Genomic DNA, 23,992 nt, shown 5'->3' with positions numbered 1-23,992 from the left:
ACGCCACCGCGGCCGGCGGGGCCCGGCGCGCCCTGCCCACACGCCTGCCCACACTTCTGGAGGTACCCCCATGTCCCGTCGCGACGGCGACGTCCTTCCGCTGACCGCGGCCCAGCGCGAGATCTGGCTCGCCGAGCAACGCTCCCGGACGCCGATCCCGGGCTACCGCGTCGGCGAGTGCCTGGAGATCCACGGGCCGGTGGACCGGGAGCTCTTCGAGACCGCGCTGCGCCGGGTCGTCGACGAAGTGGACGCCCTGCACGTGACCTTCGTCGACGACGGCGACGGTCCGTGCCAGGTCGTCCGGGAGAGCTGGGACTGGGCGCCCGCGCACCTCGACCTCAGCGGAGAGCCGGACCCGCGCGCGGCGGCCGTGGCGTGGATGGAGCGGGACCTGCTGCGCCCGCTGGACCTCGCCCGTGACCCGCTGTTCGGGCACGCGCTGATCGAGGCGTCGCCGACGGAGTTCCTCTGGTACCTGAACTACCACCACGTCGTGCTGGACGCGATCAGCAGCTCCATGCTCCGCCGGCGGGTCGGCGAGGTGTACTCGGCGCTCGCCGAGGGCGGCGCCGTGCCGCCGTGCCCGTTCGGCTCGCTGCGGGACCTCGTCGACAGCGACGCCGCCTACCGCGCGTCCGCCGACTTCGCCGCCGACCGTGCCCACTGGACCGGGCGTTTCGCCGACCTGCCCGCCCCGACCCGGCTCACCGACAGCACCGCCACCGACCCGCACCGTGCCCTCCGGCTGGCCGAGGAGCGGGAACTGCGCCGCCCGGACGCCCTGCGGGCCGCGGCCGGGCGTTCCGGCGTCCGGTGGTCCCGCGTGGTGATCGCGGCGACCGCGCTCTACGCCCACCGGCTGACCGGCAACCAGGACGTGGTGCTCGCCATGCCCGTCACCGCGCGTCGGGGCGCCGACCGCGACCTGACGGCGGTGCCGGGCACCATGTCCAACGTGGTGCCGCTGCGGCTGACGGTACGACCGGACACGCCGTGGCGCGAACTCGTCGCCCAGGCGGCGCGGGAGGTCGAGACGGCCGTCGCGCACGAGCGCTACCGCAGCGAGGACCTGCTGCGCGACCTCGGCGCCCCGGGCGGCATCGGCACGGCGTTCCCGCTGATCGTCAACATCATGGCCTTCAACTCCCGGCCGAGCTTCGGCGGGCACCCCGCCGACGTGCACCACTTCGTGTCCGGGTCGACCACCGACCTCGCCGTCTGGGTCTTCGACTACCGGGACGGCAACCCGCCGCTGCTGCGGCTGCACGGCTCGCCGGAGGCGTACGGCGACGAGGACCTCGCCGGCCACCAGGAGCGGCTGCTCGCGCTGCTGGACACCGTCGCGGACTGCGACCCGGACGAGCCGGTGGGCCGGATCGAACTGCTCACCGCCGAGGAGCGGCGCGAACTGGCGGTGCTCGGTGCCGGGCCGGTCGCTCCGGCTCCGGCTCCGGCCACGAGCCTGCCGGAGCTGTTCCGGGAGCACGTGCGGGCGACCCCGGAGCTGGTCGCGCTGGTGTGCGGGGACGTCTCGCTGACGTACGCGGAGCTGGACGCGCGGGCCAACCGGTTGGCGCACGCCCTGATCGAGCGGGGAGCCGGCCCGGAGCGGCGGGTGGCGGTGGCCCTGCCGCGCTCGGCGGAGCTTGTGGTGGCGATCCTCGCGGTGCTGAAGACCGGCGCGGCGTACGTCCCGGTCGACCCCGAGTACCCGGCCGCCCGGATCGCCTACCTGCTGGACGACGCCCGGCCGGCCCTGCTGGTCACCGACTCCCGCAACGAGGGGCGGCTCCCGGAGGGCGGGCCCGTCGACCGGCTGGTGCCGGACACCGCCGACCTGGACGGGCTGCCGGACACCGACCCGATGGTGGCCGTCGACCCGGACCACCCCGCGTACGTCATCTACACCTCCGGCTCCACCGGGCGGCCCAAGGGTGTGCTGCCGACCCACGGCGGCCTGCTCGACCTGCTCGCCGACCTCCGCCGGGTGCAGCTCGAGCCGGTGCTCGCGGAGCGGCAGCGGCTGCGGGTGGCGCTGACCACCTCGGTGTCCTTCGACGCCTCCTGGAACCAGCTGCTCGCCCTGTTCGGGGGCCACGAGCTGCACGTCCTGGAGCACGCGACCTGGACCGACCCGGACGCCTTCGTCGCCTACGCCGGGCGGTGCGGGCTCGACTACGTCGAGGCCACCCCGTCCTACCTCCGGGTACTCGTCGAGCACGGGCTGCTGAGCGACCCGCGGCGGCGGCCGGCCGTGGTCGCGGCGGGCGGCGAGGCCGTCCCGGAGCGGCTCTGGGCGCAGCTGCGGGCGGCGGAGGGGGTGCGCTGCCTCAACCTCTACGGACCGTCCGAGTGCACCGTCAACTCGGTGGTGGCGCCGCTGGGTTCGAGCCCGCGCCCGGTGATCGGGCGGCCGGTCACCAACGCCCGGCTGTACGTGCTCGACGGCGCCCTGCGGCCGCTGCCCGCCGGCGCGGCGGGCGAGCTGTACATCGCGGGCACGGGGCTGGCCCGCGGTTACCTGAACCGGCCGGGGCTGACCGCCGGGCGGTTCGTCGCCGACCCCTTCGGGCCGGGCGGCTCCCGGATGTACCGCACCGGGGACCTGGTGCGCTGGGACGCGTCCGGCAACCTGGAGTTCCTCGGCCGCACCGACGACCAGGTGAAGATCCGCGGCTTCCGGGTCGAACTCGGCGAGATCGAGGCCGTGCTCACCGAGCACCCGCTGGTCGCCCGGGCCGCCGTGCTGGTGCGCACCGAGGACGAACCGCGGCTGGTCGCCTACGCCGTCGCGGAACCCGGAGCCGCGCCGACCGAAACCGTTCTGCGCGACCACTTGCGGGACCGGCTGCCCCGGCACATGGTGCCGGCCGCTTACGTGCTGCTGGACGCCCTGCCGCTGACCCCGAACGGCAAGCTCGACCGGCGCGCCCTCCCGGCGCCCGAGCAGACCACCGCCGTCCGGGGCCGCGCCCCGCGCACCGCGACCGAGCACCTGCTCGCCGGACTGTTCGCCGAGGTGCTCGGGGTGTCCGAACCCGGCTTGGACGACAGCTTCTTCGACCTCGGCGGGCACTCCCTGCTGGCCACCCGGCTGGTCGCCCGGGCCCGCTCGATCCTCGGCGTGGAACTGCGGCTCGGCGACCTGTTCGACGCGCCGACGGTGGCGGAACTGGCGGCGGCCGTGGACGTCGCGGGCCGGGCGCGCCCGGCGCTGCGGCGGCGCGAGAGGCCGGACACCGTACCGCTGTCCTTCGCGCAGCGGCGGCTGTGGTTCCTGCACCGCATGGAACCCGCCCAGAGCGCCACGTACAACATCCCGCTGGCCCTGCGGCTGTCCGGAGAGCTGGACCAGCGGGCCCTGGAAGCAGCCCTGGCGGACCTGGTCGAGCGGCACGAGAGCCTGCGCACCGTCTTCCCGACGACGGACGGCGTGCCGTGCCAGCGGGTACTGGACCCGGACGAGGCCCGACCCCGGCTGCGGATGACCGACACCGTCGAGCGCGAACTGCCGGAGCGGCTGGCGGCGGCGGCCCGGTACGGCTTCGACCTCGCCGCGGAACCGCCGCTGCACGCCGAACTCTTCCGGACGGCGGCCGAGGAGCACGTGCTGCTGCTGGTGGTGCACCACATCGCCGGTGACGGCTGGTCGGCCGGGCCGCTCTCACGGGACCTGGCCACGGCCTACGCGGCCCGCGCGCAGGGCGCGAAGCCGCAGTGGTCGCCGCTGCCCGTCCAGTACGCCGACTACGCCCTCTGGCAGCGGGAGCTGCTCGGCGACGGCGCCGACCCGGACAGCCTGCTGAGCAGCCAACTCGCCTATTGGCGGGAACAGTTGGCAGGCCTTCCGGAGCAGGTCGAGCTGCCCTTCGACCGGCCCCGGCCGGCTGCGATGTCCTACCGGGGTGCCCACCTGCCGGTGCGGATCGACGACGAGTTGCACCAGGGCCTGCGCACCCTCGCCCGGGACGGCGGGGCCAGCCTCTTCATGGTGCTCCAGGCCGGACTGGCCGCCCTGCTGGGCAAGCTCGGCGCGGGCACCGACGTCCCGATCGGCACCCCGATCGCCGGACGCACCGACGAGGCCCTGGACGAGCTGGTCGGCTTCTTCGTCAACACCCTGGTGCTGCGCACCGACCTCTCCGGAGACCCGTCCTTCACCGAACTGCTCGGCCGGGTGCGCGCCGACGCGCTCGCCGCGTACGCGCACCAGGACGTGCCGTTCGAGCACCTGGTGGAGGCGCTCAACCCGACCCGGACGCTGGCGCACCACCCGCTGTTCCAGACCATGCTCGCCCTGCAGAACGCGCCGCTCGGCACCTTCGACCTGCCGGGGCTGCGGGTGGCCACCGACCTGGTCCACACCGGGACGGCCAAGTGCGACCTGACCTTCATCCTGGCCGAACAGCCCGACGGGCTCGCGGGCGTCCTGGAGTACAGCACCGACCTGTTCGACGAGGCCACCGCCGCCGGGATCGTCGAGCGGTGGCTGCGGCTGCTGCGCGCCGTCGTCGCCGACCCCGGCCGGCGGATCGGCCGGGTGGACGTGCTGTCCGCCGAGGAACTCGGCGCGCTGCTCCCGGCGACGCGTCCCGACCGCGCCGAGCAGCCGCCGGAGCTCGGCCTGACCGCGCTGTTCGAGCGGCAGGTGCGGGCGAACCCGGCCGCCGTCGCCCTCACGGACGGCGAAGTCACCCTGACCTACGGCGAGTTGAACGCCCGGGCGAACCGGCTCGCGCACGCCCTGATCGACCGGGGGGTGGGCCCGGAGCAGCTCGTCGCCCTGGCCCTGCCGCGCTCGGCGGAGCAGGTCGTGGCGGTGCTCGCCGTACTCAAGGCGGGCGGCGCGTACCTCCCGGTGGACCCGAACTACCCGGCCGCCCGGATCGCCTACCTGCTCCAGGACGGCCGGCCCGCGCTGCTGGTGACCACCGGCGCGGCCGGTGAGCTGCCGGGAGCGGACGGCGTGGACCGGCTGCCGCTGGACGCCGCCGACCTGGCCGGACAGCCGGACACCGACCCGAAGGTCGCGGTCGACCCCGGCCAGGCGGCCTACGTCATCCACACCTCCGGCTCCACCGGCGACCCCAAGGGTGTCGTGGTCCCGCACCGGAACGTGGTGCGGCTGTTCGACACCACCCGGGAGCTGTTCGGCTTCGGCGCCGAGGACGTCTGGACGCTGTTCCACTCCTACGCCTTCGACTTCTCGGTGTGGGAGCTGTGGGGCCCGCTGCTGCACGGCGGCCGCCTGGTGGTCGTCGACCACGAGACCAGTCGCTCGCCCCACGCCTTCCTGGAACTCCTCGCCCGCGAGCGGGTGACGGTGCTCAACCAGACGCCCTCCGCCTTCTACCAGCTGATGCGGGCGGACCACGAGGCGGGGCCAGAACTCGCCCTGCGCACCGTGGTGTTCGGCGGCGAGGCGCTGGAGCACGCCCGGCTGGCGAGCTGGTACGAGCGGCACCCGCAGGACGCGCCGCGGCTGGTCAACATGTACGGCATCACCGAGACCACCGTGCACGTCACCCACGCGGCCCTCGACGGCTCCGGCGCCGCCGGGCAGATCGGCACGGCCCTGCCGGACCTGCGGACGTACGTGCTCGACGACGCCCTGCGCCCGGTCGCCCCGGGCGTCGCGGGTGAGCTGTACGTCGCGGGCCCGGGCCTGGCCCGCGGCTACCTGAACCGGCCCGGCCTGACCGCCGGACGGTTCCTCGCCGACCCCTTCGGGCCGGCCGGCGCCCGGATGTACCGCAGCGGCGACGTGGTGCGCCGGGCGGCGGACCACAGCCTGCGCTACGTCGGCCGGGCCGACCAGCAGGTGAAGGTCCGCGGCTTCCGCATCGAGCTCGGCGAGATCGAGGCGGCCCTCGCCGCGCACCCCGGTGTCGCCCAGGTCGCCGTGCTGGCCCGGCAGGACCGCGCCGACGACACCCGGCTGGTCGCCTACCTGGTGCCGGCCGCCGCGGCCGCGCCGCGCCCGGCCGAGCTGCGCGGGTACCTGGCCGAGCGGCTGCCGGAGCACCTGGTGCCGTCCGCGTTCGCCCTGCTGGACGCGCTGCCGCTGACCGCCAACGGCAAGCTCGACCGCCGCGCCCTGCCCGCCCCCGACCTCGCCCCGGCGGCCGTCTCCCGCGCGCCGCGCACCCCGCAGGAGCAGATCCTCTGCGAGCTGTTCGCCGAGGTCCTCGGCGTGGCGTCGGCCGGTGTCGAGGACGGCTTCTTCGACCTCGGCGGGCACTCGCTGCTGGCGACCCGCCTGGCCGCCCGGATCCGCGCGACGCTCGGCGTGGAGATGCCGCTGCGCACCCTGTTCGAGGCGCCGACCCCGGCCGGCCTGGCCGCCGCCCTGGTGGCGGCCGGACCGGCGCAGGCCGCCCTGGTACGGCGCGAGCGCCCCGAGGTGATCCCGCTGTCGTTCGCCCAGCGGCGGCTGTGGTTCCTGCACCAGCTGGAGGGCGCCGGCGCGAACTACCACATCTCGCTCGCCTGGCGGCTGTCCGGGGCGCTGGACCGGCGGGCCCTGGAGGCCGCCGTGGCGGACGTGGTGGCCCGGCACGAGAGCCTGCGCACCGTCTTCCCGGCGGTGGACGGCGTGCCGCACCAGCGGGTGCTGGACGTCGCGGCGGCCCGCCCGCGGCTGCTCGTGAGCCCGACCACCGACGCCGGGCTACCGGCCGCGCTGGCGGCGGCGAAGGACCGTCCGTTCGACCTGGCGGTCGACGTGCCGCTGCGGGCCGGGCTGTTCGAGTCGGCGCCGGACCACCACGTGTTCCAGCTGGTGCTCCACCACATCGCCGGTGACGGCTGGTCGCTCGGCCCGCTCGCGCGGGACCTGACCGCCGCCTACACGGCGCGCTGCCGCGGCGAGGAGCCGCGGTGGGAGGAGCTGCCGGTCCAGTACGCCGACTACGCCCTGTGGCAGCACGAGCTGCTCGGCGAAGCCGGCGACCGCGACAGCCTGCTCGCCCGCCAGTCCTCCTACTGGAACCGGCAGTTGGCGAATCTGCCGGAACTGCTCCAGCTGCCCACCGACCGGCCCCGCCCGGCGGTCGCCTCGCACCGGGGCGGCTTCGTGCACGCCGGACTGGAGGCCGAACTGCACCGCGGTCTGCGCGAGCTCGCCCGTGCGCACGGCACCAGTCTGTTCATGGTGCTCCAGGCCGGTCTGGCCGCACTGCTGAGCAAGCTCGGCGCGGGCGACGACATCCCGCTCGGCAGCCCGGTCGCCGGCCGGACGGACCAGGCGCTGGACGAGCTGGTCGGCTTCTTCGTCAACACCCTCGTGTTCCGCACCGACACCTCCGGCGACCCGACCTTCGTGGAACTGCTGGGCCGGGTCCGGGACACCGCGCTGGCCGGGTACGCCCACCAGGACCTGCCGTTCGAGTACCTGGTGGAGGCCCTCAACCCGTCCCGTTCGCTCTCCCACCACCCGCTGTTCCAGGTCATGCTGGTGCTGCAGGACCACGACCGGGTCGGGTTCGCCCCACCCGGTCTGCGCGTCAGCGAGCTGGAAATGACCACCGCCACCTCCAAGTTCGACCTCGTTCTCTCACTGGCCGAGCAGCGCGCCGAGGACGGCTCCCCCGCCGGGATCGACGCCTTCGTGCAGTTCGCGAGTGATCTGTACGACCCGGCCACCGTCGAGACGATGGTCGCGCGCCTGGTCCGGCTGCTGACGGCGGCCGTAGCCGACCCGCGGCAGCGGCTCAGCCGCATCGAGCTCCTGTCCGCCAGGGAACGCCGCGCGCTGCTGCCCGCCGCCGAGGGCACGGCGGACGCCGAGAGCGTGCTGGCGGCCTTCGCGGCCCAGGTGGTGGCGAGGCCGGACGCGGTCGCCCTGGCCTCCGGAGAGGTGGAGGTGACGTACGGCCGGCTGAACGCGTGGGCCAACCGGTTCGCGCACTCGCTGATCGCCCGGGGGGTGGCTGCCGAGCAGATCGTGGCGCTGGCGCTGCCCCGGTCGGTGGAGTTCGTGGTGGCCGTCCTGGGCGTCCTGAAGACAGGAGCCGCCTATCTGCCGGTGGATCCGGTCTACCCGGAGTCGCGAATCGCGTTCATGCTCGACGACGCGAAGCCGAGCGTGGTGGTCGACGACCTGGCGACGGTGGCCCGGGTGACCGAGTCGCCGGAGTGGCCGGAGACCGATCCGGTCGTCACGGTGGACGCCCGGCACGCGGCGTACGTGATCTACACCTCCGGCTCGACCGGCCGGCCCAAGGGCGTGCTGGTGAGCCACGCGGGCGTGCGGGCCATGGCGGCAGCACAGGCCGAGCGCCTCGGCATCGAGCCCGGTGGCCGGGTGCTCCAGTTCTCCTCGCCCAGCTTCGACGTCTCGCTGTGGGACATCCTCGGCGCCCTGCTCAGCGGCGCCACCCTGGTGCCTGCCTCTGCGAACGAGCCGGTCGCCGCGCTGACCGACCCGAGCCTCGCGCTCACCCACGCGACCGTTCCGCCCTCGGTGCTGGCGGCGCTCTCGCCGGACGCGGTGACCGTGCCGGTACTGGCGGTGGCGGGGGAGGCCTGTCCGCCCGAGCTGGTGGCCCGCTGGGCGCCGGGACGGCTGATGCTCAACGCGTACGGCCCGACCGAGACGACGGTCGTGGTCACGATCAGCGAGCCGCTGTCGCCGGGGTCCGGCGTGCCGCCGATCGGCCGCGCCATCGCCGGTCAGCGGGCCTACGTGCTGGACCATCGCCTGGGCCTGGTGCCGCCGGGTGTGACCGGGGAGCTCTACCTCTCCGGCCCGGGTCTGGCACGCGGCTACCTGAACCGGCCGGGGCTGACCGCCGGACGGTTCGTCGCCTGCCCGTTCGGGCCGGACGGTGCTCGCATGTACCGCACCGGTGACCTGGTGCGCCGGCGTGCCGACGGCCAGCTGGAGTACATCGGCCGGGCCGACGACCAGGTGAAGGTGCGCGGCTTCCGGATCGAACTCGGCGAGATCGAGACGGCGCTTTCCGAACACCCGCAGGTCGGCCAGGTCGCGGTGATCGCGCGGAGGGACCGGGCGGCGGACACTCGCTTGGTCGCCTACCTGGTGCTCGCTCCCGGCGCCGAGCTGCGACCGGAGGAGCTGCGCGCCCACCTGCGCGGGCGGCTGCCGGACTACATGGTGCCCGCCGCGTTCGTCTCCCTCGACACCTTGCCGCTGAACACCAGCGGCAAGCTCGACAGGCGCGCGCTGCCCGAGCCCGAGTTCACTGTGTCACGGACCGGCCGGGCGCCGCACACTCCCGAGGAGCACGTGCTGGCGGGGCTGTTCGCGGAGGTGCTTGGCCTCTCCGAGGTCGGCGCCGACGACGACTTCTTCGACCTCGGCGGGCACTCCCTGCTGGCCACCCGGCTGGTCGCCCGGGCACGGTCGGTGCTGGGCGTGGAGCTGCCGCTGCACACCCTGTTCCGCACCCCGACCGTGGCCGGGCTGGCCGCCGGACTGGAGTGCGCCAGCCGGGCCCGGCTCGCCCTGGAGCGGGCGGATAGGCCTGAGCGGGTGCCGCTTTCGTCCGCCCAGCGGAGGCTGTGGTTCCTGCGCCAGCTGGAGAACGCCGACTCCGTCTACAACATGCCGCTCGCGTGGCGGCTCTCGGGCCCGCTGGACCTGGCGGCCCTCGCGGCTGCGCTGGGCGACCTCGTCGACCGGCACGAGACCCTGCGCACGGTCTTCCCGGCCGCGGACGGCGTGCCCCACCAGCAGGTACTGGCCGCCGGAGAGACGCGCCCGAGCGTGTCGGCCACCCCGGCCGATGAAACGGCCCTGCCGGAACTGCTGGCCGAAGCCGCGGCCCGAGGGTTCGACCTCGCGACCGAACCGCCGCTGCGCGCCGAGCTGTTCGAGCTCTCCGCCGACGAACACGTGCTGCTGCTGGTGGTCCACCACATCGCCGGTGACGGCTGGTCGCTGGGCCCACTGGCCGCCGACCTGGCCACCGCCTACGCGGCGCGCCGCCGGGGCGAGGAGCCGCGGTGGGCGCCGCTGCCCGTGCAGTACGCCGACTACACCCTGTGGCAGCGGGAGCTACTCGGCGAAGCCGCCGACCCGGACAGCCTGTTCGCCGGTCAGCTGGCCTACTGGACGCGGACGCTGGCGGGACTGCCGGAGCAGATCCGGCTCCCCGCCGACCGCCACCGCCCCGCGACCCCCTCCCACCGCGGCGGCCACCTGGCGGTCGAGCTGGACGCGGAACTGCACGCCGGGTTGGTCCGGTTGGGCCGGGAGCACGGCGCCAGCGTGTACATGGTGCTCCAGGCCGCCCTGGCCTCACTGCTGGAGAAGCTCGGCGCGGGCACGGACATCCCGCTCGGCAGCCTGATCGCCGGCCGGACCGACCAGGCGCTGGACGACCTCGTCGGGTTCTTCGTCAACACTCTGGTGCTGCGGACCGACACCAGCGGTGACCCGTCGTTCGCCGAGCTGCTGGGCCGGGTCCGGGAGGGCGCGCTCGGCGCGTACGCCCACCAGGACCTGCCGTTCGAGCAGGTCGTCGAGGCGCTCAACCCGTCCCGGTCGCTCGCCCGCCAGCCGCTGTTCCAGGTGCTGCTCGCGCTGCAGAACACGCCCCGCACCGAGTTCGCGCTGAGCGGCCTGGCGGCCGAGATCGTCCCGGTGCGGACGCCGACGACGATGTTCGACCTCGGCTTCCACCTGCTGGAGGGGGGCGGCACCGGCGGGCCGGCCGAGGGCATCGTCGGGCGGGTCGAGTACAGCACCGACCTGTTCGACCACGCCACGGTGGAGGCACTGGTCGCCCGGTGGCTGCGGCTGCTGGCGGCGGTGGTCGCCGAGCCGGACCGGCCGCTCAGCCGGATCGACGTGCTCACCGCCGAGGAGCGGCACGAGCTGCTGGTCGCGCGCAACGACACCGGTCGGCCCGTCCCCGCCGCCACGCTGCCGGCCCTGTTCGAGGCGCGGGTCCGGGCCACCCCGGAGGCCGAGGCGGTGGTGTTCGAGTCCACCGTGCTGACCTACCGCGAGCTGAACCGTCGGGCCAACCGGCTGGCGCACGCGCTTATCGCCCGCGGGGTCGGGCCGGAGCAGGTCGTCGCGCTGCGGCTGCCGCGCTCGGCGGAGCTGGTGGTGGCGATCCTCGCGGTGCTGAAGACCGGTGCGGCGTACCTGCCGGTCGACCCGGACTACCCGGCAGTCCGCATCGCGTACATGCTGCAGGACGCGCGCCCGGCCGTGGTGCTCGACGACCTCGCCGCCGTCACCCCGGGCGGGGAGTGGCCGGAGCACGACCCGGCCGTCGCCGTGGACGCCCGGCACCCGGCCTACGTCATCTACACCTCCGGCTCCACGGGCCGGCCCAAGGCCGTGGTGATGCCCGCGGCCGGGCTGCTCAACCTGCTGACCTGGCACCACGAGGCCGTCGGCGGCGAACCCGGCACCCGCACCGCGCAGTTCACCGCGATCAGCTTCGACGTCTCCGTGCAGGAGCTGCTCTCCGCGCTGCTGTACGGCAAGACCCTGGTGGTGCCGACGGAGGAGCAGCGCCGCAGCGCCGAGCTGTTCGCGCACTGGCTGGACCGGCACCGGGTGGGCGAGCTGTTCGCGCCCAACCTGGTGGTCGAGGCGCTGGCCGAGGCCGCCGAGGAGGCCGGGCTGGAGCTGCCGCACCTGCGGCTGGTCGCCCAGGCCGGCGAGGCGATGCGGCTCGGCGGTGCGGTGCGCCGCTTCCGGACCCGCCGCCCGGGCCGGGTGCTGCACAACCACTACGGCCCCGCCGAGACCCATGTGATCACCGCCTATCCGCTGCCGGTCGACCCGGCGGACTGCCCGCTGCCGGTGCCGATCGGCCGGCCGATCGCCAACTGCCGGGTGTACGTGCTGGATTCGGCTCTGCGGCCGGTCGCCGCCGGGGTGCTGGGCGAGCTGTACCTGGCCGGCGCGGGGCTGGCCCGCGGCTACCTGAACCGGCCGGGGCTGACGGCGAGCAGGTTCGTCGCCGACCCGTACGGCCCGGCGGGCTCGCTGATGTACCGCACCGGTGACCTGGCCCGCTGGCGCTCCGACGGGGAGCTGGAGTTCGCCGGCCGGGTGGACCACCAGGTCAAGGTGCGCGGCTTCCGGATCGAACCGGGCGAGATCGAGGCCGAGCTGACGGCCCACCCGGGCGTCGCCCAGGTGGCCGTGCTCGCCCGCGAGGACCGGGGCGAGACCCGGATCGTCGCGTACGTCGTCCCCCCGGCCGGAGCCGGGTCGAGCGCGGCGGAGCTGGCGGCGTACCTGCGCGACCGGGTGCCGGACTACCTGGTGCCGTCCGCGTTCGTCCTGCTGGACGCGCTGCCGCTGACGCCCAACGGCAAGCTGGACCGGGCGGCGCTGCCCGCGCCCGAGCCGACCGGTACGACCGGTGGCCGCGCGCCGCGCACCCCGCAGGAGCAGATCCTCTGCGAGCTGTTCGCCGAGGTGCTGGGCGTGGCCCGGGTCGGGGTCGACGAGGACTTCTTCGACCTGGGCGGGCACTCCCTGCTCGCCACCCGGCTGGTCTCGCGGGTCCGCGCCACCCTCGGGGTGGAACTGGAGCTGCGCAGCCTGTTCCGCACCCCGACACCCGCCGGACTCGCGGCCGGGCTGCACGACGCCGGCACCGCGCGGCAGGCCCTGGTGCCCCGGCCCCGCCGAGAGCCGATGCCGCTGTCGTTCGCCCAGCGCCGGCTCTGGTTCCTCCAGCAGTTCGGCGCGCCGAGCGCCACCTACCACATGCCGCTCGCCCTGCGGCTGTCCGGCGACCTCGACCGGCCCGCCCTGAGCGCCGCGCTCGCGGACGTGGCGGCCCGGCACGAGACCCTGCGCACCGTCTTCCCGCACCTCGCCGGAGTCCCGTACCAGCGGGTGCTGGACTCCGCCGAGGCCGCCGTCCCGCTGACCGTGCGCGCGGCCGGGGAGGCGGAGCTGCCCGCCCTGCTGCGCGAGGCGGCGGTGCGCGGCTTTGACCTCACCTCGGAGGTGCCGCTGCGGGCGGAGCTGTTCGCGGTGGCGGACCGGACCGACGAGCACGTGCTGCTGCTGGTGATGCACCACATCGTCGGGGACGGCTGGTCCATGGGCCCGCTGGCCCGTGACCTGGCCACCGCCTACACCGCCCGGCACGGTGGCGGGGCGCCGGCCTGGCCGCCGCTGCCGGTGACGTACGGCGACTACACCCTGTGGCAGCACGAGATCCTGGGCGACGAGCAGGACGCCGACAGCGTGTTCGCCCGCCAGGTCGGCTACTGGAGCGAGGCGCTGGCGGGGCTGCCCGAGCAGCTGCGGCTGCCCGCCGACCGGCCGCGCCCGGCCACCATGTCGTACGGCGGCGACCTGCTGGAACTCCGGATCGACGCCGAACTGCACGCCGCTCTCACGGGGTTGGCGCGTCGCTCGGGCACGACCCTGTTCATGGTGCTGCAGGCGGCGCTGGCGGCGCTGTACACCCGGCTGGGCGCGGGGACGGACATCCCGATCGGCAGTCCGATCGCGGGGCGTACCGACGAGGCGCTGGACGAGCTGGTCGGGTTCTTCATCAACACGCTGGTGCTGCGGACGGACACCAGCGGTGATCCGTCGTTCAGCGAACTGCTGGCGCGGGTGCGGGAGACGGCGCTGTCGGCGTACGCGCACCAGGACGTGCCGTTCGAGCACCTGGTGGAGGCGTTGAACCCCGCCCGCTCGCTGTCCCACCACCCGCTGTTCCAGACCGGGCTGGTCGTGCAGAACGCGCCGGGCGGCGACTTCGACCTCCCCGGCCTGGGGGTCTCCGGGGTGACCGTGCTCACCGGGACCGCGCGGCTCGACCTGACCTTCGGCTTCGCGGAGGAGCACGGGCCGGACGGCGCGCCGGCCGGGCTGAGCGGGGCGGTCGAGTACAGCACCGACCTGTTCGACCGCTCGACGGTCGAGGCGCTGGCGGCCCGGTGGACCAGGCTGCTGGCGGCCGTCGCCGCCGCCCCGGACCAGCCGATCGGCGGGATCGACCTGCTGTCCGCCGAGGAGCGGCGCGAGCTGCTGCCCGCCGTCGACGGCGAGGCGGCCGCGGTGAGCCTGCCGGAGCTGTTCGCGGCGCAGGTGGCGGCGACGCCGGACGCGGTCGCCCTCGTCCAGGGCGAGAGCGAGCTGACGTACCGTCGGTTGAACGCGTGGGCGAACCGGTTCGCGCATGCGCTGATCGCGCGGGGTGTCGGCCCGGAGCAGCTGGTGGCGGTGGCGCTGCCGCGTTCGGTGGAGTCGGTGGTGGCCGTCCTGGGTGTGCTGAAGGCCGGGGCGGCGTACCTGCCGGTGGATCCGGCGTACCCGCGGGCGCGGATCGACTTCATGCTGGACGACGCCCGTCCGGCGGTGCTCGTCGACGACCCCGCGACGGTCTCGGACGGGGACTGGCCGGACACCGACCCGCAGGTCGCGCTCGACGTCCGGCACCCGGCGTACGTGATCTACACCTCCGGCTCCACCGGCCGCCCCAAGGGCGTGGCCGTGAGCCACGGCGGGGTGTCGGGCCTGGTGGCGGCGCAGACCGAGCGGCTCGGCGTGGCGCCGGGCAGCCGGGTGCTCCAGTGCGCCTCGCCCAGCTTCGACGCCTCCTTCTGGGACCTGTGCGGCGCCCTGCTCGCCGGTGCCGCCCTCGTCCTGGCCCCGGCCGAGGCCCCGCTGGAGGCCCTGACGGACCACCGGCTCGACATCACCCACGTCACCCTGCCGCCCTCGGCCCTGGCCGCCCTGCCGGTGTGCTCGGTGGCGGTGCCCACGCTGGTGGTGGCCGGTGAGGCCTGCCCGCCGGAACTGGTGGACCGCTGGGCGCCGGGCCGGCGGATGATCAACGCGTACGGTCCGACCGAGACCACGGTGTGCGCCACGATGAGCGAGCCGCTGTCCCCGGGGGCGGGCGTGCCGCCGATCGGCCGGCCGGTCGCGGGCCTCCGGGTGTACGTGCTGGACGAGCGGCTGCGCATCGTGCCGCCGGGCGTGACGGGGGAGCTGTACATCGCCGGCCCAGGGCTGGCGCGCGGCTACCTCAACCGGCCCGCGCTGACGGCGGGGCGGTTCGTCGCCTGCCCGTTCGGTCCCCCGGGCGCCAGGATGTACCGCACCGGAGACCTGGTGCGGCGACGTGCATGGGGGTCCCCCCGGCCGGAGGCTGGGGGAGGCGAGCTGGAGTACGTCGGCCGCGCCGACGACCAGGTGAAGGTGCGCGGCTTCCGGGTCGAACTCGGTGAGGTCGAGGCCGCGTTGGCCGGCCATCCCGCTGTCGCCCAGTGCGCCGTCCTGGCCCGGGACGACCGGCTCGTCGGCTATGTGGCGGCCCGCCCCGGCGCGGCGGTCCGGCCGGCGGAGCTGGCGGCGCACCTGCGCGACCGGCTGCCCGACTACCTGGTCCCGTCGGCGTTCGTGGTGCTGGACGCCCTGCCGGTGACGCCGAACGGGAAGCTGGACCGCGCCGCTCTGCCCGCGCCGGAGTCCGCGACCACGGAGGCGGGCCGGGCGCCGCGCACGCCGCAGGAGCAGATCCTGTGCGGCCTGTTCGCCGAGGTGCTCGGTGTGCCGCAGGTCGGGGTCGACGAGGACTTCTTCGACCTGGGCGGGCACTCCCTGCTCGCGACCAGGCTGGCCGCGCGGGTGCGCTCGGTGCTCGGCGTGGAGCTGGGGCTGCGTGCGCTCTTCCAGGCGCCCACCGTGGCGGGCCTGGCCGGGGTGCTGGCCGGGGCGGGCCATGCCCGTCCGGCGCTGACGCCGCACGAGCGACCGGACGCGGTGCCGCTGTCCTTCGCGCAGCGCCGGCTCTGGTTCCTGCACCGCATGGACGCCGCCGCCGCGACGTACCACATCCCGCTGGCGCTCCAGCTGACCGGGACGTTGGACCGGGCGGCGCTGGACCAGGCGCTGGCCGACGTGGTGGCCCGGCACGAGAGCCTGCGGACGGTCTTCCCGGAGATCGACGGCGTCCCCTGCCAGCGCGTCCTGGACCCGGCCGCGGCCCGTCCCCGGGCACGGCTGACGGAGGTGCCGGAGGCCGAACTCCTCGATCAGCTGGCCGAGTTCGCCCGGCAGCCGTTCGACCTGGCGGCGGAACCCCCGCTGCGGACCGGGCTGTTCGCGCTCGCGGACAAGGCCGACGAGCACGTGCTGCTGCTGGTCATGCACCACATCGCCGGCGACGGCTGGTCCACCGGCCCACTGGCCCGGGACCTGGCCGAGGCGTACGCGGCCCGCCGCGAGGGCCGGGCGTCGAACCGGCCGGCACTGCCGGTGCAGTACGCCGACTACACGCTGTGGCAGCGCGAGCTGCTCGGCGAGGCCGCCGACCCACAGAGCCGGTTCGCCGAGCAACTCGGCTACTGGAAGCGGCAGTTGTCCGAGCTTCCGGAGCTGATCCAGCTGCCCACCGACCGGCCCCGGCCGGCCGTCGCCGACTGGCGCGGGGACCACGTCGGCCTGCAGCTCGACGCCGAACTGCACGCCGCTCTCACGGAGTTGGCGCGGCGCACCGGCACGAGTCTGTTCATGGTGCTGCAGGCGGCGCTGGCGGCGCTGTACACCCGGCTGGGCGCGGGGACGGACATCCCGATCGGCAGCCCGATCGCTGGGCGTACCGACGAGGCGCTGGACGAGCTGGTCGGGTTCTTCGTGAACACGCTGGTGCTGCGCACCGACACCAGCGGTGACCCGAGCTTCGCCGAGCTGCTGGGTCGGGTGCGGGAGACGGCGCTGTCGGCGTACGCGCACCAGGACGTGCCGTTCGAGCACCTGGTGGAGGTGCTGAACCCGTCCCGCTCGCTGTCCCACCACCCGCTGTTCCAGACGATCCTGGCCGTGCAGAACGCGCCGATGGGCCGCTTCTCGCTGCCCGGGCTGGAGGTGGCCACCTATGCGGTGGCCACCGGAACCGCCAAGTTCGACCTCGGGGTGAGCCTGGTCGAGCAGTTCGGCCCGGACGGGAGCCCCGCCGGGATCGTCGGCGCGGTCGAGTACGCCACCGACCTGTTCGACCGCTCGACGGTCGCCACCCTGGTCGCACGGTGGGCCAGGCTGCTGGAGGCGGTCACCGCCGACCCGGACCGGCCGATCGGGGGGATCGACCTCCTCGACGCCGAGGAGCGGCACCGGCTGCTGGAGCACGGCAACGCGACCGCCCGCGAGGTGGACGCCGTCCCGGTGCCGCGGGCCTTCGCGGCGCAGGTCGCGGCGACGCCGGACGCGGTCGCCCTCGTCCAGGGCGAGAGCGAGCTGACGTACCGTCGGTTGAACGCGTGGGCGAACCGGTTCGCGCATGCGCTGATCGCGCGGGGTGTCGGCCCGGAGCAGCTGGTGGCGGTGGCGCTGCCGCGTTCGGTGGAGTCGGTGGTGGCCGTCCTGGGTGTGCTGAAGGCCGGGGCGGCGTACCTGCCGGTGGATCCGGCGTACCCGCGGGCGCGGATCGACTTCATGCTGGACGACGCCCGCCCGGCGGTGCTCGTCGACGACCCCGCGATGGTCTCGGACGGGGACTGGCCGGACACCGACCCGCAGGTCGCGCTCGACGTCCGGCACCCGGCGTACGTGATCTACACCTCCGGCTCCACCGGCCGCCCCAAGGGCGTCGTGGTCGGCCACGGCGGTGTGGCCAGCCTGGTGGCCGCCCAGATCGAACGGTTCGCGATCGAACCCGGCAGCCGGGTGCTCCAGTTCGCCTCGCCCAGCTTCGACGCCTCGGTGTCGGAGATCTTCACCGCCCTGCTGCGCGGAGCGGCCCTGGTGCTGCCCCCGGCGGCCGATCCGGTGTCCGCGCTGTCCGACCCGGGCCTGGCGGTCACCCATGTGACCGTGCCGCCGTCCGTCCTGGCCGCCCTGCCGGTGTGCTCGGTGGCGGTGTCCACGCTGGTGGTGGCCGGTGAGGCCTGCCCGCCGGAGCTGGTGGACCGCTGGGCGCCGGGCCGGCGGATGATCAACGCGTACGGTCCGACCGAGACCACGGTGTGCGCCACGATGAGCGACCCGCTGTCGCCCGCGTCCGGCGTGCCGCCGATCGGCCGTCCGATCACCAACGCCCGGGTCTACGTGCTGGACGAGCGGCTGCGGCCGGTGCCGCCGGGCGTACCGGGGGAGCTGTACGTGACCGGTGCCGGGCTGGCGCGCGGGTACCTGAACCGGCCCGGTCTGACGGCCGGACGGTTCGTCGCCTGCCCGTTCGATGCCTCGGGCGCCAGGATGTACCGCACCGGGGACGTGGTCCGCTTCCGTGCCGACAGCCAGCTGGAGTACCTCGGCCGGGCCGACGAGCAGGTGAAGGTGCGCGGCTTCCGGGTCGAGCCCGGCGAGGTCGAGTCGGCCCTGGCCGAGCACCCCGCCGTCGCCCGGGCCGCCGTCCTCGCCCAGGACGACCGGCTCATCGGCTATGTCGTCCCGCGACAGGAGCCCGCCCGCGACAGCGGCGTCGAGGCCGACCACGTGGACGAGTGGCGGGGCATCTACGACGCCCTGCCCATCACCCCCGAGGAGGCCGCGTTCGGCCGGAACTTCGTGGGCTGGAACAGCAGTTACGACGCCGCTCCGATCCCCGTCGAGCAGATGCGGGAATGGCGGGACGCGACCGTCTCCCGGATCCTGGCCCTGCGCCCCCGCCGGGTGCTGGAGGTCGGCGTCGGGACCGGCCTGCTGCTCTCGCAGATCGCCCCGCAGTGCGAGACCTACTGGGCGACCGACTTCTCCGCCACCGCGATCGACGCGCTCGCCGTCCAGGTGGCGCGCCGACCGGAGCTGGCCGAGCGGGTCGTGCTCCAGACCCGTCCGGCGCACGACACCGACGGGCTGCCGGCCGGGACGTTCGACACCATCGTGATCAACTCGGTGGTGCAGTACTTCCCGTCCGCCGAGTACCTCGCCGACGTGATCGGGAAGCTGACGGCGCTGCTCGCCCCCGGCGGCGCGCTGTTCATCGGTGACGTCCGCAACCTGCGGCTGCTGCGCCCGCTGGCCACGGCCGTCCAACTGCACCGCGCCGGGGACGGCGCCGACCTCGCGGCCGTGCGCCGCGCCGTGGAGCAGGCCCTGCGGGTCGAGAAGGAACTCCTGGTCGACCCGGACTTCTTCACCGCCCTGCGGGAGCAGGGCACCGGCATCGGCGCGGTGGCCGTGGAGGTCAAGCGCGGCCGCCACCACAACGAGCTGAGCCGCTACCGCTACGACGTGACGCTGCACAAGCGGCCCGCCGTACCCGTCCAGCCGCTGGACCTGGCCTGGGGCCGGGACGTCGCCGGGCTGGCGGAGCTGCGCGAACTGCTCGGGCGACCGGGCGCCGGCCCGGTGCGCCTCAGCGGGATCCCGAACCGCCGCGTCGCACGCGAGGCCGAGCTGGCCCGGGCGGTGCGCGACGGGGACGGCACGCTCGCCGGGCTGCTGGAGCGGCTGCACGGTCCGGACGGCGCCGAGCCGCACGGTCCGGACGGTGCCGAACTGCCCGACCCGGAGGACTTCCACGCCCTCGGCGGGGAGTTCGGCCGCCGGGTCGACCTCACCTGGTCGGCCGACGCGCCCGAAGCCCTCGACGCGCTCTTCACCGACTGCACCGACGGCGCCGACTCCACCGACGGGCCGGCGGACGCACCCGTCGAGGCCTACCGGCCGGTGCGCGGCGGCGGCACCGCGCTGTCCTCGCTGACCAACCGCCCGACCGGCAGCCGGGGCACCGGCGCCCTCATCGGCGAACTCCGCGACTGGCTGCGGGGCCGGCTGCCCGACTACCTGGTCCCCTCGGCGTTCGTGGCGCTGGACACGCTGCCGCTGACCGCCAGCGGCAAGCTCGACCGCCGTGCCCTGCCCGCCCCCGACCTCGGCCCGGCCGTGGTCGGGCGGGCGCCGCGCACCCCGCAGGAGCAGCTCCTCGCCGAGCTGTTCGCCGAGGTGCTCGGACTGGCGCAGGTCGGGGTCGAGGACAGCTTCTTCGACCTCGGCGGGCACTCCCTGCTGGCGACCCGGCTGGCCTCCCGGGTCCGCGCGACCCTCGGCGCGGAACTGGAGGTCCGCACGCTCTTCGAGACCCCGACCGTGGCCGCCCTGGCGGCCCGCCTGGATGGCTCCGGAACGGCGCGGCCCGCGCTGACCGCCCGGTCCCGCCCCGAGCACGTACCGCTGTCCTTCGCCCAGCGCCGGCTGTGGTTCCTGCACCGGATGGACGGGCCGAGCGCCACCTACAACATGCCGCTCGCGCTGCGCCTGACCGGTGAACTGGACCGGCCGGCCCTGCACGCCGCGCTCGCGGACGTGGTCGCCCGGCACGAGAGCCTGCGGACGGTCTTCCGCGAGACGGACGGCGTGCCGTACCAGGTCGTGCTGAGCGCCGCGGACGCGTACCCGGAGCTGCCGCTGGTCGAGCTCGACGAGGACCGCCTGGCCGAACGGCTGGCGCGGACGGCCCGGCGCGGCTTCGACCTGGCCGCGGAGCCGCCGGTCCGGGCGGAGCTGTACGCGCTCGCGCCCGGCCGGCACGCGCTGCTGGTCGTGGTGCACCACATCGCCGCCGACGGCTGGTCGATGGGCCCGCTCTCCGCGGACCTCGCGGCCGCCTACGCGGCCCGCTGCCGGGGCGAGGAGCCGCAGTGGGCCCCGCTGCCGGTGCAGTACGCCGACTACACCGGCTGGCAGCGCGACCTGCTCGGCGACGCCGCCGACCCGGACAGCCTGTTCGCCCGGCAACTTGCCTACTGGAAGGAAGAGTTGACGGGCATGCCGGAGCAGCTCCAGCTGCCCGCCGACCGGCCCCGCCCGCCGGTCGCCTCCCAGCTGGGCGACCGGGTCGCCGTCCGGCTGGACGCCGAACTGCACCAGGCCGTGCGGGACCTCGCCACCGAGCGCGGCGCCAGCATGTTCATGGTGCTCCAGGCCGGCCTCGCCGCGCTGCTCACCCGCCTCGGCGCCGGTAGCGACATCCCGATCGGCAGCCCGATCGCCGGCCGCACCGACCAGGCACTGGACGAGCTCGTCGGCTTCTTCGTCAACACCCTGGTGCTGCGCACCGACACCGGCGGCGACCCCGGCTTCGCCGAACTGCTCGGCCGGGTACGGCAGAAGGCGCTCACCGCGTACGACCACCAGGACGTGCCGTTCGAGTACCTGGTCGAGGTGGTCAACCCGGCGCGGTCGCTGGCCCGCCACCCGCTGTTCCAGGTCATGCTGGCCCTGCAGAACGCGCCGCTGGGCGAGTTCGCGCTGCCGGGGCTGGAGACCGGCCACCTGGAGGCGCCGACCGGGACCTCCCGGGTCGATCTGACCTTCAGCCTGGCCGAGCAGTTCCGCCCGGACGGTGCCCCCGGCGGCCTGGTCGGCGCGGTGGAGTACGCCACCGACCTGTTCGACGCGCCCACCGTGGAGCTGCTGTTCGACCGCCTGGCCCGGCTGCTGCGCACGGCGGTCGCCGACCCGGACCGGCCGCTCAGCCGGATCGACCTCCTGTCCGAGGAGGAGCGCCACCGGCTGCTGCACGGGTTCAACGACACGGCCGCCGAGCTGCCCCGGGCCGCGGTGCCGGAGCTGTTCGCCCGCCAGGTGCGGGCCACCCCGGACGCGGTGGCCGTCGTGGCGGGCGGCACCGAGCTGACCTACCGGGAGCTCGACCGGCGCTCCAACCGGCTCGCCCGGGCGCTGGTCCGCCAGGGCGTCCGGCCGGAGACACCCGTCGCGGTGCTGATGGAACGCTCGGCGGACCTGGTCGTGGCCATCCTGGCGATCGTCCGGGCGGGCGGCGCCTACGTGCCGCTGGACTCGCGCTTCCCGGCGTCCCGGATCGAACTGATCCTGCGGGAGAGCGGCGCGGCCCTGGTGCTCACCGCGGAGGTGCTGGCCGCCCTGGTGGACGCCGAGCCCGACCCGTCTGCCGTCGAAGTCCCGTGTGATCCACGGCAGTTGGCGTACATCATGTACACCTCCGGGTCGACCGGGCGGCCCAAGGGCGTGGCCGTCACCCACCGCGACGTGGTCGGCCACGCGCTGACCCCCGAATGGCGCGGCGGCGGACACGAGCGGGTGCTGATGCACTCCCCGACGGCCTTCGACCTCTCCACCTACGAGCTGTGGGTGCCGCTGCTCAACGGAGGCCGGATCGTGGTCGCACCGCCCGAGCAGCTCGACCTCGACCTGCTCCAGCACACCATCGGCACGCACGGGGTGACCGGCCTCTGGCTCACCGCCGGACTCTTCCGGCTGGTCGCCGAGGAGCGCCCCGGCCTGCTCGCCGGGGTGCGCGAGGTGTGGACCGGCGGCGACGTGGTCTCCCCGGCCGCGGCCGCCCGGGTGCTGGAGGCCTGCCCCGGCATCGAGGTGGTCAACGGCTACGGCCCCACCGAGGCCACCACCCTGGCCACCTGCCACCCGGTGCGTGACCTGCCCGAGCAGGCCGCCTCCGTGCCGATCGGCGGCCCGATGGCCAACATGCGCGCCTACGTGCTCGACGACCACCTGCGGCCGCTGCCCGCCGGGATGGTCGGCGAGCTGTACCTCGCGGGGGTCGGCGTGGCCCGGGGCTACCACGGCCGGCCCGGCCTCACCGCGGAGCGCTTCACCGCCGACCCGTACGGGCCGTCCGGGAGCCGGATGTACCGCACCGGCGACCTGGCCTGGTGGCGGCCCGAGGGCACCCTGGAGTTCGCCGGACGCGCCGACCACCAGGTCAAGCTGCGCGGCCTGCGGATCGAGCCCGGCGAGATCGAGGCCGTCCTGGCGGGCTGCCCGGGCGTCGCCCAGGCGGCCGTGGTCGCCCGCGAGGACCGGCCGGGCGACAAGCGGCTGGTCGCGTACCTGGTGCCCACCCCCGAGGGCGCGCCGGAGGTGGTCGAGCTGTCCGGCCGGCTGCGCCGCGACCTGCCCGACTACATGGTGCCGGCGGCGTTCGTCACCGTGGACGCGCTGCCGCTGACCGCCAACGGCAAGCTCGACCGGGCCGCTCTGCCCGCCCCCGAGTACGGGGCGTCGGACGCCGGCCGCGGCCCGCGGACGCCGCAGGAGCAGTTGCTGTGCGGCCTGTTCGCCGAGGTCCTCGGCCGGGAGCCGGTGTCCATCGACGACAACTTCTTCGACCTGGGCGGGCACTCGCTGCTGGCCGCCCGGCTGGCCTCCCGGGTCCGCGAGACCCTCGGCCTGGAGCTGGGGCTGCGCATGCTGTTCGAGGCGCCGACGGTGGCCGGGCTCACCGAACGCCTGGTCATGAACGACCCGGACGACGCGCTGGACGTGGTGCTGCCGCTGCGGTCGACCGGGACGGGCACGCCGCTGTTCTGCGTCCACCCCGGCGGCGGCATCAGCTGGTCGTACAGCGGGCTGCTGAACCACGTCGGCCCGCAGCACCCGGTCTACGCGATCCAGGCGCGCGGCCTCGGCCGGCCCGAACCGCTGCCGACGTCCTACGAGGAGATGGCGGCCGACTACGCCGACCACATCCGGAAGATCCAGCCGGAGGGCCCGTACCTGCTGCTCGGCTGGTCCGCCGGCGGGCTGATCGCCCACGCGCTCGCCTGCGAGCTGCAGTCGCGCGGCGAGCGGACCGCGCTGCTGGCGATCCTCGACGCCTACCCGGTGAAGGACGTGAAGTTCGAGGAGGTGCCGGTGCCCACCGAGCGGGACGTGCTCGTCGGGGTGCTCGACGTCGACCCGGACGAGCTGGGCGACCGGGAGATCACCTACGCGGAGGTCGCCGAGGTGCTGAACCGGCGGGGCAGCGCGCTGGCCGGCCTGACCGAGCGGCAGGTCGAGGTGGTCGTCCAGATCATGATCAACAACGCGAAGCTGGCGGTCGACTTCGTCCCCGGGACCTTCGACGGGGACCTGCTGCTCTTCAACTCCACGATCGACCGGAGCGCCGACGACAACGCCGGGCCCGGGATCTGGCAGCCCTACATCACCGGCCGGATCGAATCGCACGAGGTCACCACCCGGCACAACCGGATGACCCAACCCGGCTCGCTGGCCCAGATCGGACCGGTCCTGGCCGCCAGGATCGCCGACGTCACCGGCGACGCCACCGTTTCCCACCACCAGGAGGACTGA

General features: G+C 74.9%; 1 protein-coding gene. It reads left to right on the top strand.

Annotated features, from left to right (window positions below; genetic code table 11):
* Nucleotides 1-70: 70 nt before the first annotated feature.
* Nucleotides 71-23,992: a non-ribosomal peptide synthase/polyketide synthase gene (locus ACIQ87_RS24435; RefSeq protein WP_402410073.1), complete on the top strand. Its 23,922-nt coding sequence runs from the start codon at nt 71-73 to the stop codon at nt 23,990-23,992.

Origin of the sequence: Kitasatospora sp. NPDC096204, from assembly GCF_044763205.1 — a bacterium.
Classification (GTDB): Bacteria; Actinomycetota; Actinomycetes; order Streptomycetales; family Streptomycetaceae; genus Kitasatospora.
Note: the sequence above shows the minus strand (reverse complement) of the source record. Positions and strands in the feature narration are given on the sequence as shown.